The sequence below is a fragment of the Rhodoferax sp. EU05-FHT12H12 genome (genome assembly GCF_058791215.1).
Genome location: NZ_JBYTDI010000002.1, coordinates 803,102 through 818,628 on the forward strand (window position 1 = coordinate 803,102; position 15,527 = coordinate 818,628).

Genomic DNA, 15,527 nt, shown 5'->3' on the forward strand with positions numbered 1-15,527 from the left:
GTGAAGGTAAACCCAGAGCCGCATTGTAGAATGGCGCTGTTTTGCTCACCAGACACGACATTCCTATGAAGTTGATTGCACACTTGCTCCTCGCTGCCTCGTTCGCGGCCTTCTCTGCGCCTTCTTTCGCAGAAGACGTCAAGCCAGAGGCCGCCAAAGTCGCCAAACCTGATTTGGTGAAGGGTGAGGCCAGCTACACCGCAGTCTGTGCTGCCTGCCATGGGGCAGATGGCAATGCGGGATCGCCTGCTTACCCCAAGCTGTCGCAGCAACACCCCGAATACCTGGTCAAACAGTTGCAGGAGTTCAAGTCGGACAAGCGCAACAACGCGGTGATGAAGGGTTTTGCCTCCACCCTGAGCGATACGGACATGAAAAATATTGCCTACTGGCTGACTTCACAAAAAGCCAAGGCCGGTTTTGCCAAGGACAAGACACTGGTGTCCCTGGGTGAGCGGATTTACCGCGGTGGCATTGCCGATCGTCAAGTGCCTGCCTGTGCAGGCTGCCACAGCCCCAATGGTGCAGGCATTCCGTCCCAGTACCCACGCCTGAGCGGCCAGCATGCTGACTATTCGGTGGCGCAGTTGGTCGCCTTCCGTGATGGCGTGCGCAAGAACAGTTTGCAGATGGGCCAGGTTGCTGCCAAGATGAATGATCGCGAAATCAAGGCCGTGGCGGATTACATCGCTGGCCTGCGTTAAGTCCTATTTAACGGTACGAAACGGGTTCTGCGGAACCAATCGCATCGCGACCACACCAACAGGCGGGACCATCCCACGATGGCCTGCCTTTTTTTTTGAGATTTACAGCCACCCATGACAGTTTCTACCCAAGGCTTGGCGTTAAAAACGGGTTCGCAGGCTTGGCGCTCTGCGGTCGAGTTGCTGTCGTCCATGCGTTTTGCCATTTCGCTGCTCACGGTGATCTGCATTGCATCCATCATTGGAACCGTGCTCAAGCAGCATGAGCCCCTGAACAACTACGTCAACCAGTTTGGACCTTTCTGGACTGAGGTGTTTGGTATGGCCAGCCTCTACAGCGTCTACAGTGCTTGGTGGTTTCTGCTGATTCTGGCGTTTTTGGTGACCAGTACGTCTTTGTGTGTGGCGCGCAATACGCCCAAAATTTTGGCGGACCTCCGCTCATACAAGGAAAACATCCGTGAGCAGAGTTTGCAGGCGTTTGGACAGCGTGCGCAGGTGCAGTTGGCAGAGGCCGCCGAGCCTGCTGCCCATCGTATTGGCAATTTGCTGGTGAGTGGTGGGTGGCGGGTCAAGCTGCAGCGCCGTGAAACTGGGCAAGGTGCTGGGTGGATGGTGGCAGCGAAAGCCGGTGCTGCCAACAAATTGGGCTACATCGCAGCCCACAGCGCCATTGTTTTGGTGTGTTTGGGGGGCTTGCTCGACGGGGACTTGATCGTCCGGGCACAGATGCTGTTCAATGGCAAGCAGGTGTACAAAGGGGGGGGGCTGATTGCGGATGTGCCGCAACAACACCGTCTGAGTGAGCGCAACCCGACGTTCCGGGGGAATTTGCTGGTAGCGGAGGGGACGCAGTCCAGCACTGCCATCTTGAACCAATCCGATGGCGTATTGCTGCAGGATTTACCCTTTGCCATTGAGCTCAAAAAATTCATTGTGGAGTATTACTCCACGGGCATGCCCAAATTGTTTGCCAGCGACATCGTCATCCACGACAAGGTGACGGGCGAGAAAATTGAAGCGCGCACCGAGGTCAACCATCCCGTCAAGCATCGGGGCATCGAGATATTCCAAAGCAGTTTTGATGATGGCGGCTCCAGCTTGCGACTGCGTGCGCAATCGCTGACCGGGCGTACCCAGCCCTTCGAATTAACGGGAGTGGTCGGTGGCTCTTCGCAGTTGACCAACCAGGCGGGTGCTCCGGGAGATCAATTGACGGTGGAGTACACCGGCCTGCGGGTGATCAACGTTGAAAATTTTGGAGGCAATCCGGCCGAAGGTATCGATGTCCGTAAAGTGGACTTGCGCGATGCCGTGAATGCACAAATGGGGGCTGCCAACAAGACCAAAGAACAAAAAAACCTGCGCAATGTGGGTCCCAGCGTGACCTACAAGTTGCGCGATGGCGCAGGACAGGCGCGGGAGTACCACAACTACATGCTGCCTGTGGACATGGGCGAGGGAGTGCCGGTGTTCCTGCTGGGCATGCGGGAGACGCCGGCCGACACCTTCCGCTACATCCGGGTGCCGGCGGATGAAAAAGGTTCCATGGACGATTTCATGCGCTTGAGCCAAGCGCTGGCGAACCCCTCCATGCGCGACAAGGCGGTGCAGCGGTATGCCACTAGGGCGGTGGATGGGAAACGCCCCGAGTTGTCTGCCCAGCTGAGTGCATCGGCAGCGCGTGCGCTGGCTTTATTTGCAGGAGTTCCCGTGGGGGGGCAGACTCCCGCCGTGGCGGGCTTGCAGGCGATATCGGACTTTATTGAAGCGAATGTGCCTGCAGCAGAGCGCAGCAAAGCAGGTGAGGTGCTGGTGCGGATTCTGAATGGTGTTTTGTTCGAGCTGGAGCAGGTGGCGCGTGAGCAAGCGGGTTTGCCTGCTTTTGCCACTGATGCCCGCGGACAAGCATTCATGACACAGGCGGTATTGGCACTGAGCGATGTGCCTTTGTACCCGGCACCACTGGTGCTGACACTGGCGGATTTCACACAGGTGCAGGCCAGCGTGTTTCAGGTGGCGCGCGCGCCCGGAAAAACGGTGGTTTACCTGGGCTGTGCCTTGCTGATTATTGGGGTGTTTGCCATGCTGTATGTCCGCGAACGCCGTGTGTGGGTATGGTTGGTCCCGGAGTCAGACGGTGTGACATCCCAGGTGTCCATGGCGTTTTCTACAAACCGCAGGACCATGGATAGTGACAAAGAGTTTGAACACCTCAAAGCACGCTTGTTAGCTTGGAAGGAATAAGAGATATGAACGCAGTTTCCGGTACTCGAAGCGAGACACTGGGTCAGGCCTCCGCCGATGCCATCAGCCTGAACGTGGGCTACTTTGCCCGTCGCTCCTGGTTTGACTGGTTGTTTGCCGTGCTGGTAATTGCGGGTGGGTTGTTCGCCTTCATGCGCTATGCCGACAGCATGGATGTGTATGAAAAGGGCATTCTCCTGGCGGCCATTCCCTCTGTCATTTGGTTGGGCTGGTTCTGGCGTCCTCTGCAAACTCTGATGCTTGTGGTGGCCGGCTTGTCGCTGATGGCCGTGTTCTCCTACGAGGGCGCGCTGGACCGCGCAGAGACCGTGTTCTGGCTCAAATATTTCCTGTCCAGCCAGTCGGCCATTTTGTGGATGAGCATGTTGTTTTTCATGGCCACGGTGTTCTACTGGATTGGCGTGTTTGCCAAGGGCCGCGCCGACGGCATGGAGCTGGTGGCTTCGCGCCTGGTGTGGGTGGCCGTCACCATGGCGCTGACTGGCACCATGGTGCGTTGGTACGAGAGTTACTTGTTGGGCGCCGACATCGGACACATCCCGGTGAGCAACCTGTACGAAGTGTTCGTGCTGTTTTGCTGGATGACGGCGGCTTTCTATCTGTACTTTGAAGCGCAATACAAGACCCGTGCCCTGGGGGCATTTGTCATGCTGGTCATCAGTGCTGCTGTGGGATTTTTGCTCTGGTACACCGTAGTGCGCCAGGCGCATGAAATCCAGCCACTGGTGCCCGCGCTCAAGAGCTGGTGGATGAAGCTGCACGTGCCGGCCAACTTTATTGGCTATGGCACTTTTGCGCTGGCCGCGATGGTGGCCTTTGCCTACCTCATCAAGCAGCAGGCCACGGAGACCCGCTGGTACAAGCTGGCGCCGCTGTGGCTGCTGGGTATCGTGCTGTGCTTTGAACCCATGGTGTTCCGCCGGTCTGCCAGCGGAGGCATGAGCGACTACTGGGCGGTGTACTTCGGCATCTCGGCGCTGGTGGTGGCCGGTATTTTGCTGGGACGCAAGCAGATTGCGGCCAAGCTGCCCAGCTTCGAGATCCTGGACGATGTCATGTACAAGTCCATTGCTGTGGGCTTTGCCTTCTTCACCATTGCCACGGTGCTGGGTGCGCTGTGGGCGGCCGAGGCCTGGGGCGGCTACTGGAGCTGGGACCCCAAGGAAACCTGGGCGCTGATTGTCTGGCTCAACTACGCAGCTTGGCTGCACATGCGCCTCATGAAAGGTTTGCGGGGTAACGTGGCGGCCTGGTGGGCGTTGGCGGGGCTGGCGGTGACCACCTTTGCGTTCATTGGCGTCAACATGTTCCTGAGCGGATTGCACAGCTACGGAACTTTGTAAGAAACCGCATGGTCGGACGACCAATGCCTACACAAGGAGTCCCCATGCTGATCAAAACCGTTAACTCTGGCTTTCACCACCCCCTGGCCAGCGAGATCACGTCGCCTGGGGTTTACGAAGAACGTCGCCGTTTGCTCAAGCACTTGGCCACGGGCGTAGCCGGTGTTGGCATGGCGCAGTGGGCTGCGCGGGAAGCGATGGCGCAAAGCGCAGTCTGGGGGGCTGCGCCCGGCAAGTTGGCTGCCTTGCCGTCGAAGGCGTCCACGGTAGCAGGTGCCATGGCCATGGAGAAGGTGACCACCTACAAGGACGCCAGCAGCTACAACAACTATTACGAGTTCGGTACCGACAAGGCGGATCCTGCGGTCAATGCGCACACGCTGAAGACCGATCCCTGGTCGGTGGAGGTGGAGGGCTTGGTCAAGAAGCCGAGTCGTTTTGCGCTCGAAGACCTGCTCAAGCTCAGCCCCATGGAGGAGCGTCTCTACCGCCTGCGTTGTGTAGAGGGTTGGTCCATGGTCATTCCCTGGGTGGGCTATTCGCTGGCCGAACTGATCAAGAGGGTGGAGCCCCTGGGCAGCGCCAAGTATGTAGAGTTTGTGACCCTGGCCGACCCCAAGACCATGCCCTTCGTGGGTTCCCGCATTCTGGACTGGCCCTATACCGAGGGTCTGCGCCTCGACGAGGCCCTGCACCCGCTGACGCTGTTGAGTTTTGGCATGTATGGCGAAGTGCTGCCCAAGCAGAACGGCGCGCCCGTGCGTCTGGTGGTGCCGTGGAAATACGGTTTCAAGAGCGGCAAGAGCATCGTCAAGATCCGCTTCACCGAGAAGCAGCCGGGTACCGCCTGGAACAAGGCGGCTGCCAACGAGTACGGCTTCTATTCCAATGTGAACCCCAATGTGGACCACCCGCGCTGGAGCCAGGCCACCGAGCGCCGCATTGGCGAAGACGGCCTGTTTGCCAAGAAGCGCAAGACACTGATGTTCAACGGCTATGAGGCCCAGGTAGGGCAGTTGTACGCCGGCATGGACCTCAAGAAGTTCTACTGATTCGATGGCCTCCGTGAATGCCTGGCTGGCCCATCGTGCGGCCAAGCCAGGGGCATTTTTGCTGGCTGCACTGCCTCTGTGCTGGTTGGTTTTTGCTGCGTTGGCCGACCGCCTGGGGGCCAATCCCGCCGAGGCTCTGGTGCGCGCCACTGGGGATTGGACGCTGCGCATGCTGTGTGTCGTGCTGGCCGTCACGCCCTTGCGCACCATGGCTAGTTGGCCCGCCTTGGCGCGGCTGCGGCGCATGTTGGGGTTATGGACCTTCGCTTATGCGGTGCTGCATATGCTGTCGTACAGCTGGTTTGACATGGGGTTGGACCTGGGCGATATCGCCAAGGACATTGGCAAGCGACCCTTTATCCTGGTGGGTTTCACCGCGCTGGCCTTGCTGCTGGTCCTGGCGGCTACCTCGTTCAACCGCGTGATCAAGGCGATGGGGGCCAGGCGCTGGCAGGTGCTGCACCGGGCCGTCTATGTGGTGGCCGGGTTGGCACTGCTGCATTTCTTCTGGATGCGCGCCGGCAAGAACGACTTTGCCGAGGTGCTTGTGTACGCGCTGATCCTGGCCCTCTTGCTGGGGTGGCGACTGCGTCGATTTTTGAACAAAAAATGGCTTTAGCGCCCGTGGATATTGCGCGAATAGCTCCTGTTTTTATAGCAAATTAGAGCAGCAACTCACCGCGTAGCTGGTCAGCCAAGCTGTCGCGCTGGCGGATCAGGTGAGCCTGTCCACCGTCCACCAGGACTTCGGCGGCCTTGGGACGGGAGTTGTAGTTGCTGGACATGCTCATGCAGTAGGCACCCGCTGACAGCACAGCCAGACGATCACCGGCCTGCACCTGCAGGAGGCGGTCGTGGCCAATCCAGTCGCCGCTTTCGCACACCGGGCCCACCACGTCATAGACCGCGCTGTCTGGCACGGTAGGGCTGGCGTGCAGCGGCACGATGCTGTGAAACGCTTGGTACATGGCGGGGCGCGGCAGGTCGTTCATGGCGGCATCCACAATGCAGAAGTTCTTTTGCTCACCGGGTTTGAGGTAGAGCACTTCGGTGACGCACAAGCCGGCGTTGCCCACCAGGGAGCGACCGGGTTCGATCATCAGCTTGCGCTGGCCAAAGCCGCGCGCATCCAGCTTGGCCAGCAGCTTGGTCCACAGGGCATCGGCGGTGGGGGGCGTGTCGCCGTTGTAGTTGATGCCCAGGCCGCCGCCAAAGTCGATGTGCTCAATGGGGATGCCGGCCGCCTCGATAGATTCGACCAGGTCCAGCATACGGTCCATCGCGTCCAAGTAGGGTGTTTCTTCTGTGATCTGTGAGCCGATGTGGCAGTCGATGCCGACCACCTGCAGGCCGGGCAGCCCAGCGGCGCGTTGGTAGGTGGCCAGCGTGCGTTCGTGCGCAATGCCGAACTTGTTGCCCTTGAGTCCAGTGGAAATGTAGGGGTGGGTCTTGGGGTCTACGTTGGGGTTCACACGGATGCTGATGGGCGCCTTGCGGCCGGCCGCCATGGCAACTTGGTTGAGCACGTCGATCTCGGACTCGCTCTCCACGTTGAAGCAGCCAATGCCGACCAGCAGGGCCTCGTGCATCTCTGCTCGTGTCTTGCCCACGCCTGAAAAAATGATTTTTCCGGCATCGCCGCCGGCGGCCAGCACCCGGGCCAGTTCGCCACCGGACACAATGTCAAAGCCGCAGCCCGCCTTCGCGAACAGCTGCAAAACGGCCAGCGAAGAGTTGGCTTTCATGGCGTAGCAGATCTGCGCGTTACGGCCGGCAAAGCCCTTCTGGTACGCCGCGAGGGCCGCCAGCATGGCGGCTTTGGAGTAGACAAACAAGGGGGTGCCATGTTGTGCAGCGAGCGCGTTGACCGCGCAGTCCTCGACATGCAACTGCCCTTGGGCGTAGTGAACGAAAGGTTGTCCGGGCAGAGTAGGGTGGCTCATGGGGTGGTGTTCGGAAGGGTGGCTTCGGCGGGTGTCGCCGAGGGGAGGGCCGGCGCGGCCACTGCGTTGCGGGAGGCGGGTTTGGCCGGCAAATACAACGAGCCGGTCTGGCCGCAAGCGGCCACAGTGAGCACACTGAGGGCAAGGGCAAGTGGCCTGACTAGAATTTGGGCTGCTTTCAACATAGTGAAATTGTAATGACCGACCAAGAATTTATGGACCGCGCAGAGGCGCTGCTCAAAGCGGTGGAGGTGTGCTGCGACCGGATCAACGATGACTCGGATGCTGACATCGACAACCAGCGCGTGGGTGGCATGGTGACCCTGACCTTTCCCAACCGCAGCCAGATCATCATCAACCTGCAAAAACCGCTGCACGAGGTGTGGATGGCGGCCAAGTCGGGTGGGTACCACTACCGCTGGGTGAACGGGCTGTGGGAGGACAGCAAAGGGCAAGGGGAGTTTTTTCAGGCATTGACCACCAACGCCAGCCAGCAAGCTGGCATGGCATTGCCGTTTCGGGCGTGATCACTGGGTGAAAAGGTCGAGTATTTTTTTCTTCTCCTCTGCGGCCGGCATCGGAATGGTTTCGGCTTCGGGGGCGTCTCCCAAGCCCAAGGAGGAGATTCCCGAACCTTTGGCGAATTCTTCGTAGTACCACTCCCCCCCTTGGTGTACGACACCTTCAGGCACCGCAATTTCGGTGACGGGTACGTTCTTGAGTGCGGTTTCCATGAAGCTGATCCAGACTGGCAAGCTCAAACCTCCGCCGGTTTCACGGTCGCCCAGCTTGCGTGGGGTGTCGTAGCCAATCCAGGTGACTGCCGCCAGTGTGGGTTGATAGCCGGCAAACCAGGCGTCCATGGAGTCATTGGTGGTACCGGTTTTTCCGTACAAGTCAGGGCGTTTCAGTGTGGCCTGTGCGCGCGCGGCTGTGCCGGAGCGGGTGACTTCCTGCAGCAGGCTGGACATGATGAAGGCATTACGTGGTTCGATCGCCCGCTCGGTTTCTTCAAGGATGGGGGCTGAGGATTCCACCAGCACTTTGCCCCGCTGTTCGCTAACCTTGGAAATGACCCAGGGGTTGATACGATAACCGCCGTTGGCAAATACCGCGTACCCGGTGGCCATTTGCATGGGCGTTACGGTGCCAGCGCCCAGGGCCATCGTGAGGTAAGCGGGGTGTTTTTCGGGCTCAAAACCAAACTTTCCGATCCACTGCTGGGCATAGTCAGTGCCCACAGACTGCAGAACCCGGATGGATATCATGTTTTTTGATTTGGCCAGGCCGCGCCGCAAGGTCATTGGGCCTTCGAAAGTTCCATCGTAGTTCTTGGGCTCCCAAGGCTGCCCGCCCGTGACGCCTGCACTGAAGAACAGCGGTGCATCGTTGACAACGGTGGCCGGTGTGAATCCCTTTTCCAGGGCTGCAGAGTAGATAAAGGGCTTGAAACTGGAGCCCGGCTGGCGTTGGGCTTGGATGACATGGTTGAATTTGTTCTTGGCAAAGTCAAAACCGCCCACCAAAGCTTTGATGGAGCCATCCCGTGGATCCAAGGCGATAAAAGCACCCTCCACTTCCGGTAACTGCGTCATTTCCCAGCCACCTTTGGCGGTCTTGGCCACACGGATCACGGCTCCGCGGCGTATCTTGGTGTTGGGCGGGGCTTTTTCCGACAGCCCTGATTGCGCGGGCTTGAGTCCATCCCCGGTGATTTCCACGATTTCAGCATTTTGGCGAATCGCTTTGACCAGCTTGGGGGTCGCCTCCAGAACGACTGCAGACATCACATCACCATTGTCAGGATGCTCGTCCAGTGCCTCGTCGATCGCATCTTCCAGTTCCTGAGCATTGGTGGGCAGGTTGATAAATTTCTCGGGGCCGCGGTAGACCTGGCGCCGCTCAAAATCCATGATGCCGCGCCGCAAGGCTTTATACGCAGCGATCTGGTCTTGTGTGCGCAGGGTGGTCTGGACGTCCAGACCCCGGGTATATGTCTCTTCGCCATATTGTGCGTACACCAGTTGACGCACCATTTCCGCCACATATTCGGCGTGGATGGGGTTGGCCGCTGCGTTGTTTTTGATCTTCAGTGGCTCCGCCTTGGCAGCCTCTGCCTGTTCTTCTGTGATGAAGTTGTTCTCCAGCATCCGGTCAATGATGTGGAGTTGCCGTGAACGGGCGCGCTTGGGGTTGACGACCGGGTTGTAGGCCGATGGAGCTTTTGGCAGGCCCGCCAACATGGCCGCTTCCGCGATCGTGATGTCCTTGAGGGGTTTGCCGAAATAGGTTTCAGACGCTGCAGCAAAGCCGTAGGCGCGGTTGCCCAAGTAGATCTGGTTCATGTAGATTTCCAGAATCTGGTCTTTGCTGAGAAAGTGCTCCAACTTGAAAGTCAGCAGGATTTCGTAAATTTTCCGGGTGAAAGTTTTTTCGGACGACAGATAGACATTGCGCGCCACCTGCATGGTGATGGTGGACGCGCCTTGGCTTTTGACGCGGCCGACGTTGGCCAGTCCAGCACGAATCACCCCGACATAGTCCACCCCGCCATGCTCATAGAAGCGTGCGTCCTCTATGGCCAGGATGGCGTTGGTCATGACCCTGGGGATGTCCTTGATGGGTGTGAGATTGCGGCGTTCTTCGCCGAATTCGCCAATCAGGTCCCCGTCTGCTGAAAAAACACGCAGGGGTAGCTTGGGGCGGTAGTCCGATAGGTCTGAGATATCCGGCAAGTTGGGGAAGGCCATGGCCAAGGCGAGCGCCACCATGGCGAGGATCGAGAATGCGCCAGCCAAGCCTAGGCCTGCCAGCCACAACAGGATGCGCAATGCCCAGTGCATGGGACCAGACGATGGCGAAGATTTGGGCTTGGAGGCGGACATACAGGGTTAGAGTGACGGCACGGGCGATTATAAAAATTCGGCGTGAAGGCACGCGGGAGGTGAGAGCGAGGATTCTTGAGCATAGTGGAGCAGACTTGACATGGACGGCATCCGAAAATCACCAGCCGCTTACTTTGCGTAACAAAACGTCTGCTTTTGGCAACGTTGCTGCAAAGCAAAATGGCAAAAAACCTTTGCCGCTCAATGATCTTGCTGCTAGCATTCAAGTGATTTCTTAAGTTTTGCCGGCCTGTTGTCGGTTTGTTTCAGGGGACCGTTTTGATCTCATTGGGGTCGTTATTCAGTCGACAGCCCGCGCCCATGCTGGGGCTGGACATCAGTTCGTCCAGCGTCAAGCTGGTGGAGCTTGGGCGTGACAAAGCGGGCAATCTGGTCCTGGAGCGCTGTGCCATCGAGCCGCTGGAGCGGGGTTGGATTTCCGATGGCAACATCGAAAAATTCGACGAAGTGGCGGAAGCGGTGCGGCGACTGGTCAAAAAAAGCGGCACAAAAACCAAACAGGTAGCGATGGCGTTACCCCCATCAGCGGTCATTACCAAAAAGATAATTCTGCCGGGCGGCATGACGGATCAGGACCTGGAGTTGCAGGTGGAGTCTGAGGCCAACCAGTACATCCCCTTTCCACTCGACGAAGTTAGTTTGGATTTTTGCGTGATCGGGCCCAGCGCGGCATCGACAGGCGATATCGAAGTCCTCATCGCGGCTTCGCGTCGGGAGAAGGTGCAAGATGTGCAAGGCTTGGCCGAAGCTGCAGGGCTCACGCCCGTGATTGTGGACGTGGAGTCCTATGCATCGCGCTTGGCGGCGGCGCGCTTGATTGAAAACCTACCGAACGAAGGTCGTGGCCTGATCGTTGCGTTGTTTGAAATCGGCGCACTAACGACCAGCATGCAAGTTATGCGCGATGACGAAGTGCTGTATGACCGGGACCAAGCCTTCGGTGGCGCGCAGCTGACGCAATTGATTGTGCGGCAATACGGGTTCTCCCAAGAAGAAGCGGAGAGTAAAAAACGCAGCGGGGAGCTCCCAGAGGACTATGAGTCCGCGGTACTTAAGCCTTTCATCGACACCATGGTGCAGGAGTTGGGGCGTGCTTTGCAATTCTTCTTCACCAGTACGCCCCACAACAAAGTGGACTACATCATGCTTGCGGGGGGCTCCGCCGCATTGCCGGGTCTGACAAATGCCGTGACCCAGCACACCACCTTCCCTTGCAGTCTGCTGAACCCATTTGATGGCATGGAGATTGGTGACGGTGTCCGGCTCAAACGCATGACACGTGAGGCACCGTCGTATCTGACCTCGTGCGGGTTGGCCTTGCGGAGGTTTGCGCAGTGATTTTGATCAACCTACTGCCCCATCGGGAGGCTGCGCGTAAGCGCCGCCGTGACTTATTCAATGTTTCACTTGGGGCGTCCGCTTTGCTCGGGGGGATCATTGCGGGCTCCATTTTTCTTTGGTACCAGGCCGCGATCAGTTCGCAGCAGTCCAACAACGCGTTGTTGGACACAGAAATTAAAAAACTGGAAGCGCAGATCAAGGACATTGCCACGCTGGAGTCCGAGATCTCCGCGTTGCGGGCCCGCCAGCAAGCGGTAGAGGATTTGCAGTCTGACCGCAATTTGCCGGTGCATTTATTGACGGAATTGGTTAATCAGTTGCCTGACGGGGTGTATGTCAACAAGATGACCCAAGTGGACCAGTCCGTCACCTTGAGCGGTGTTGCTCAGTCCAATGAGCGGGTTTCGGAGTTGTTGCGCAATTTAGCCAATAACACCCCTTGGTTCTCCAAGCCGGAGTTGATTGAAATTGTCTCCGGATCGGTATCGATCTCTGCCAAAGAACAAAAACGCGTCGCTAATTTCGTCATCAAGGTGCGCTTGGTGCGGGCCAGTGAAGCAGAAAAAAATGCAGCCAAGATGGCCGCTGATGCGGCATCCAGTCCAGCGCAGTCCGCTTCTGCGGTGGTGGCTGTGCCAGCCAAACCCTAGGTTCTGCATATGGCTAAAACTACTTCTTCGTTTAACTTTGCCGCTTTGCAGGAAAAGCTGACAGGCCAGTTTCGTGACCTTGATCCCAAGGATCCTTCTCTGTGGCCATCGATTCCTCAGTATGCACTGTTTGTTTTTACCAGCCTGGCCGTAGTTGTCTTGCTCTGGTTTGTATGGCTCAGTGGATCGGAGGAAGCACTGAAGCTGGAGCAGGACAAGGAGCTGGTACTGCGTGAAGACTACAAAAAGAAGCTTGTCAAAGCGGTGAATCTCGATGCACTGCGCAAGCAGCGTGAACAAGTGCAGCAGTACGTGACCCAACTGGAGAAACAATTGCCGAGCAAGGCGGAGATGGACGCTTTGTTGTCGGATATCAACCAGGCAGGCTTGGGCCGCAGCTTGCAGTTCGAGCTTTTCCGACCAGGCCAAGTTGCAGTTAAAGAGTACTACGCGGAATTGCCGATCACGCTGCGTGTGGCGGGCCGTTACCATGACATTGGCGCATTCGCCTCTGACATTGCACATTTGTCGCGGATCGTCACACTGAATAATTTGACGGTGGGCCCCCGAGGGGATGGCACTTTGACTTTGGACGCTACTGCCAAGACTTTCCGGTACTTGGATGTAGACGAAGTCAAAGCGCAAAGAAAAGTGACTGGAGCGAAGAAATGAGCCAGCGAGTATGGTGGGGCGTTCCTTTCTTGGCGATGTCTGTGTTGACCGCGGGTTGTGGTTCCTCCAGCGAAGACGACATTCGGCAATGGATGGTAAGTGAACGCAACCAAGCGCGTCCCAAAGTTGCTCCCATCCCCGAACCCAAGCAGTTTGTTCCCGCACCCTATGCAAACTTGACGGCGATGGAGCCTTTTAGCAATCAAAAATTGACGCAAGCCTTGAAGCGGGATTCGGCACAAACGGTGTCGAATGCGGCTCTGGTAGCACCAGAATTGGCACGCCGCAAAGAGCCTCTAGAGGCGTTTCCTTTGGACACCATGTCATTGGTTGGCAGCGTTGTGAAGGCCGGCCAGCCCATTGCCTTGGTCAGGGTTGACAGCTTGTTGTACCAGGTCAAAGTAGGCAACTACCTGGGACCCAACTATGGGCGCGTCATGAAAATCGATGAGACCGAAGTCACTTTGCGTGAGATTGTGCAAGACGCCGTTGGCGAGTGGATTGAACGCGCTGCAACCCTGTCGTTGCAAGAGAGGTCGAAATGATGATTCCTATGCTTATGCGAGAACTGCGAATGTACAAGAGAGTTTGTGCGGCCTTTCTATTGTCTTTGTGCGGACTGGCGTACGCGCAGCCCGTGATCGAAGCCGTGACCGGTTCCATGCAAGGCGGGGGCGAGGTTGTCAAAATTGACCTTTCTCAAGCGCTTACGGCGTTGCCGACCGGGTTTGCCATTCAATCTCCTGCCCGCATTGCACTGGACTTTCCAGGGGTTTCCAATGCCATGGGGCGTTCTACTGTCGAGATTAACCAAGGCAATTTGCGTTCGGTCAGCGTAGTACAGGCTGGGGAGCGTACTCGCGTGGTATTGAATTTGAAGCAGCCTGCGGCCTATAAGGCCGAAATCCAAGGCAAATCGCTGCTGGTGGCATTGGAGCCCGTGGTTGCGAGCGGACCGGCTTCGATCACCAATTTTGCAGAGAACCGTAACCGGGATAGTGCGCCTCTGAAGGATCTGGATTTCCGTCGCACCGCTGATGGCGCTGGCAGGGTGGTGGTGACTTTGCCCAACAACCAGGTTGGTGTGGATATTCGCCAGCAAGGCCAGACCTTGGTGGTCGATTTCATGAAGTCCACCTTGCCCGAAGGGCTCCGCCGCAAGCTGGATGTGAGTGATTTTGGCACTCCAGTGAAGTCGGTTACCTCTGTGCAATCGGGGGATCGCGTTCGGATGGTGATTGAGCCGCAGGGCCAATGGGAGCACAGCGCTTATCAGAGTGACGAGCAGTTTGTGGTGGAGATCAAAGAAATCAAGGTCGACCCCAAGAAGCTGACCCAGGGGGTCGGTTACAACGGCCAAAAATTGTCTCTGAATTTCCAGAATATTGAAGTGCGGAGCCTGTTGCAAGTTATTGCTGACTTCACCAATTTCAATATCGTCACATCGGATTCGGTGTCAGGCTCTGTGACACTCCGTTTGCAAGATGTGCCTTGGGACCAGGCGCTGGATATCATTCTGCAGGCCAAGGGTTTGGGCTTGCGCAAGAGCGGCAATGTACTGTGGGTCGCGCCCAAGGATGAGATTGCTGCGAAAGAAAAGCTGGACTTGGAGTCTGTGGTCGCTGTGCAGAATCTGGAGCCTTTGCGGACCCAGGCATTCCAAATCAACTATGGCAAGGCCTCGGATATCGCTGCTGGACTGGTCGCTGCGGGCTCTGGCCCTGGTCAAGGTGTGACGCCCAGCCGGATTTTGAGCAGTCGTGGCAGTGTGATCTATGAGAACCGCACCAACCAGTTGTTTGTGACCGATATCCCAAGCAAGCTTGAACAGGTGCAGCAGTTGATCGCAAAGATTGACATTGCCGTGCGCCAGGTGCTGATTGAAGCGCGTATCGTGGAGGCATCAGACAGCTTCGGCAAGTCTTTGGGTGTCAAGTTGGGTGGTGGGGGCACTGCGGCAGCGACTGCAGACCGTCCTGGCATCGCCTTGGGATCCAGTTACGTTGTTGGCTCCGCGGCCACCACCTCAGGCAACTTCGTCAATTTGCCTTCTACAGGCGCTCTCGGTTCCAGCAGCCCTGGGACTTTTGCGGTATCAATCTTCGGTGCCGGTGCCGACCGTTTCTTGAATCTGGAAATCTCTGCGCTGGAGGCCGACGGCAAGGGCAAGGTGGTGTCTAGTCCACGGGTTGTGACCGCAGACCAGATCAAGGCATTGATTGAGCAAGGCACGGAACTGCCTTACCAGGTCGCTTCTTCCAGTGGGGCGACGTCGATTGCCTTCCGCAAGGCCAACTTGAAGTTGGAGGTGTTGCCGCAAATCACGCCTGAAGGCAATATCATCTTGACGCTGGATGTGACCAAGGACACGGTGGGGCAGTCCACGCCGGCAGGTTTTGCGATTGACACCAAACATATCCAGACCCAGGTTTTGGTGGAGAACGGTGGAACTGTGGTGATCGGTGGCATCTTTACCGAAGACCAGACCGAGAGCGAAACCAAGGTTCCCTTCTTTGGTGATTTGCCTGGGTTGGGGGTTTTGTTCCGCAACCGGGCCAAGTCCACCACCAAGCGCGAAATGCTGGTTTTCATCACCCCCAAAGTGCTGTCTGACAAGGCTATTGCCCGTTAAGTTTGGAGTTGGTTGG

General features: G+C 57.5%; 14 protein-coding genes. 11 read left to right on the forward strand and 3 right to left on the reverse strand.

From position 1 onward, the window contains the following. The first annotated feature begins 65 nt into the window (after nucleotides 1-65). From AC3WS7_RS08595 to msrQ, 5 genes are all read left to right on the forward strand, one after another. Entirely contained in the window at nucleotides 66-704 is a 639-nt protein-coding gene (locus tag AC3WS7_RS08595) for a c-type cytochrome (protein ID WP_296466862.1), read from the forward strand. A 114-nt stretch (nucleotides 705-818) separates the two neighbouring features. After that, entirely contained in the window at nucleotides 819-2,951 is a 2,133-nt protein-coding gene (locus tag AC3WS7_RS08600; RefSeq protein WP_492656048.1) for a cytochrome c biogenesis protein ResB, read from the forward strand. A gap of 5 nt (nucleotides 2,952-2,956) precedes the next feature. Beyond that, complete coding sequence (ccsB, locus tag AC3WS7_RS08605; RefSeq protein ID WP_492656049.1) at nucleotides 2,957-4,315, forward strand: c-type cytochrome biogenesis protein CcsB; 1,359 nt, start codon at nucleotides 2,957-2,959, stop codon at nucleotides 4,313-4,315. A gap of 44 nt (nucleotides 4,316-4,359) precedes the next feature. Continuing rightward, entirely contained in the window at nucleotides 4,360-5,367 is a 1,008-nt protein-coding gene (msrP, locus tag AC3WS7_RS08610; RefSeq protein WP_492656050.1) for a protein-methionine-sulfoxide reductase catalytic subunit MsrP, read from the forward strand. Nucleotides 5,368-5,371: 4 nt separating this feature from the next. Next, nucleotides 5,372-5,986, forward strand: a complete 615-nt coding sequence (gene msrQ / locus AC3WS7_RS08615; protein WP_492656051.1) for a protein-methionine-sulfoxide reductase heme-binding subunit MsrQ — start codon at nucleotides 5,372-5,374, stop codon at nucleotides 5,984-5,986. Between the two features lie 43 nt (nucleotides 5,987-6,029). Here msrQ and lysA read toward each other — a convergent pair whose 3' ends face one another. Continuing rightward, nucleotides 6,030-7,310, reverse strand: a complete 1,281-nt coding sequence (gene lysA, locus AC3WS7_RS08620) for a diaminopimelate decarboxylase (RefSeq protein WP_492656052.1) — start codon at nucleotides 7,308-7,310, stop codon at nucleotides 6,030-6,032. Continuing rightward, on the reverse strand, nucleotides 7,307-7,495 hold the full coding sequence (gene lptM / locus AC3WS7_RS08625; RefSeq protein ID WP_492656053.1) for an LPS translocon maturation chaperone LptM: 189 nt from the start codon (nucleotides 7,493-7,495) through the stop codon (nucleotides 7,307-7,309). Before lptM ends, lysA begins: the two co-directional genes overlap by 4 nt. 12 nt (nucleotides 7,496-7,507) lie before the next feature. Between lptM and cyaY the strand changes: the two genes are divergently transcribed. Continuing rightward, complete coding sequence (gene cyaY, locus AC3WS7_RS08630; RefSeq protein ID WP_296466844.1) at nucleotides 7,508-7,837, forward strand: iron donor protein CyaY; 330 nt, start codon at nucleotides 7,508-7,510, stop codon at nucleotides 7,835-7,837. On the opposite strand, the gene AC3WS7_RS08635 is transcribed toward cyaY, so the two are convergent. Then, the gene (locus AC3WS7_RS08635) at nucleotides 7,838-10,195 is read right to left on the reverse strand and encodes a penicillin-binding protein 1A (protein ID WP_492656054.1); all 2,358 of its coding nucleotides are present in this window, start codon (nucleotides 10,193-10,195) and stop codon (nucleotides 7,838-7,840) included. It lies immediately after the preceding gene. A gap of 279 nt (nucleotides 10,196-10,474) precedes the next feature. On the opposite strand from AC3WS7_RS08635, the gene AC3WS7_RS08640 reads away from it, so the two are divergent. From AC3WS7_RS08640 to AC3WS7_RS08660, 5 genes are read left to right on the forward strand one after another with little or no spacing between them, the layout of a single operon-like run. After that, nucleotides 10,475-11,554, forward strand: a complete 1,080-nt coding sequence (locus AC3WS7_RS08640) for a pilus assembly protein PilM (protein ID WP_296466838.1) — start codon at nucleotides 10,475-10,477, stop codon at nucleotides 11,552-11,554. Further along, nucleotides 11,551-12,207 carry a PilN domain-containing protein gene (locus AC3WS7_RS08645; RefSeq protein WP_492656055.1) on the forward strand — a complete coding sequence of 219 codons (657 nt, stop codon included), beginning with the start codon at nucleotides 11,551-11,553 and terminating at the stop codon, nucleotides 12,205-12,207. The genes AC3WS7_RS08640 and AC3WS7_RS08645 overlap by 4 nt, the downstream gene beginning before the upstream one ends. A gap of 9 nt (nucleotides 12,208-12,216) precedes the next feature. Further along, entirely contained in the window at nucleotides 12,217-12,879 is a 663-nt protein-coding gene (locus tag AC3WS7_RS08650) for a type IV pilus inner membrane component PilO (RefSeq protein WP_492656056.1), read from the forward strand. Then, nucleotides 12,876-13,424, forward strand: a complete 549-nt coding sequence (locus AC3WS7_RS08655) for a pilus assembly protein PilP (RefSeq protein WP_492656057.1) — start codon at nucleotides 12,876-12,878, stop codon at nucleotides 13,422-13,424. Before AC3WS7_RS08650 ends, AC3WS7_RS08655 begins: the two co-directional genes overlap by 4 nt. 29 nt (nucleotides 13,425-13,453) lie before the next feature. Beyond that, nucleotides 13,454-15,511, forward strand: a complete 2,058-nt coding sequence (locus AC3WS7_RS08660; protein ID WP_492656178.1) for a type IV pilus secretin PilQ — start codon at nucleotides 13,454-13,456, stop codon at nucleotides 15,509-15,511. Nucleotides 15,512-15,527: the final 16 nt, after the last annotated feature.

What these genes read in the sequence shown, in the direction of transcription:
- AC3WS7_RS08595 (WP_296466862.1), top strand. Translation starts at nt 66, where the DNA reads ATGAAGTTGATTGCACACTTGCTCCTCGCTGCCTCGTTCGCGGCCTTC.
- AC3WS7_RS08600 (WP_492656048.1), top strand. Translation starts at nt 819, where the DNA reads ATGACAGTTTCTACCCAAGGCTTGGCGTTAAAAACGGGTTCGCAGGCT.
- ccsB (WP_492656049.1), top strand. Translation starts at nt 2,957, where the DNA reads ATGAACGCAGTTTCCGGTACTCGAAGCGAGACACTGGGTCAGGCCTCC.
- msrP (WP_492656050.1), top strand. Translation starts at nt 4,360, where the DNA reads ATGCTGATCAAAACCGTTAACTCTGGCTTTCACCACCCCCTGGCCAGC.
- msrQ (WP_492656051.1), top strand. Translation starts at nt 5,372, where the DNA reads ATGGCCTCCGTGAATGCCTGGCTGGCCCATCGTGCGGCCAAGCCAGGG.
- lysA (WP_492656052.1), bottom strand. Translation starts at nt 7,310, where the DNA reads ATGAGCCACCCTACTCTGCCCGGACAACCTTTCGTTCACTACGCCCAA.
- lptM (WP_492656053.1), bottom strand. Translation starts at nt 7,495, where the DNA reads ATGTTGAAAGCAGCCCAAATTCTAGTCAGGCCACTTGCCCTTGCCCTC.
- cyaY (WP_296466844.1), top strand. Translation starts at nt 7,508, where the DNA reads ATGACCGACCAAGAATTTATGGACCGCGCAGAGGCGCTGCTCAAAGCG.
- AC3WS7_RS08635 (WP_492656054.1), bottom strand. Translation starts at nt 10,195, where the DNA reads ATGTCCGCCTCCAAGCCCAAATCTTCGCCATCGTCTGGTCCCATGCAC.
- AC3WS7_RS08650 (WP_492656056.1), top strand. Translation starts at nt 12,217, where the DNA reads ATGGCTAAAACTACTTCTTCGTTTAACTTTGCCGCTTTGCAGGAAAAG.
- AC3WS7_RS08655 (WP_492656057.1), top strand. Translation starts at nt 12,876, where the DNA reads ATGAGCCAGCGAGTATGGTGGGGCGTTCCTTTCTTGGCGATGTCTGTG.
- AC3WS7_RS08660 (WP_492656178.1), top strand. Translation starts at nt 13,454, where the DNA reads ATGTACAAGAGAGTTTGTGCGGCCTTTCTATTGTCTTTGTGCGGACTG.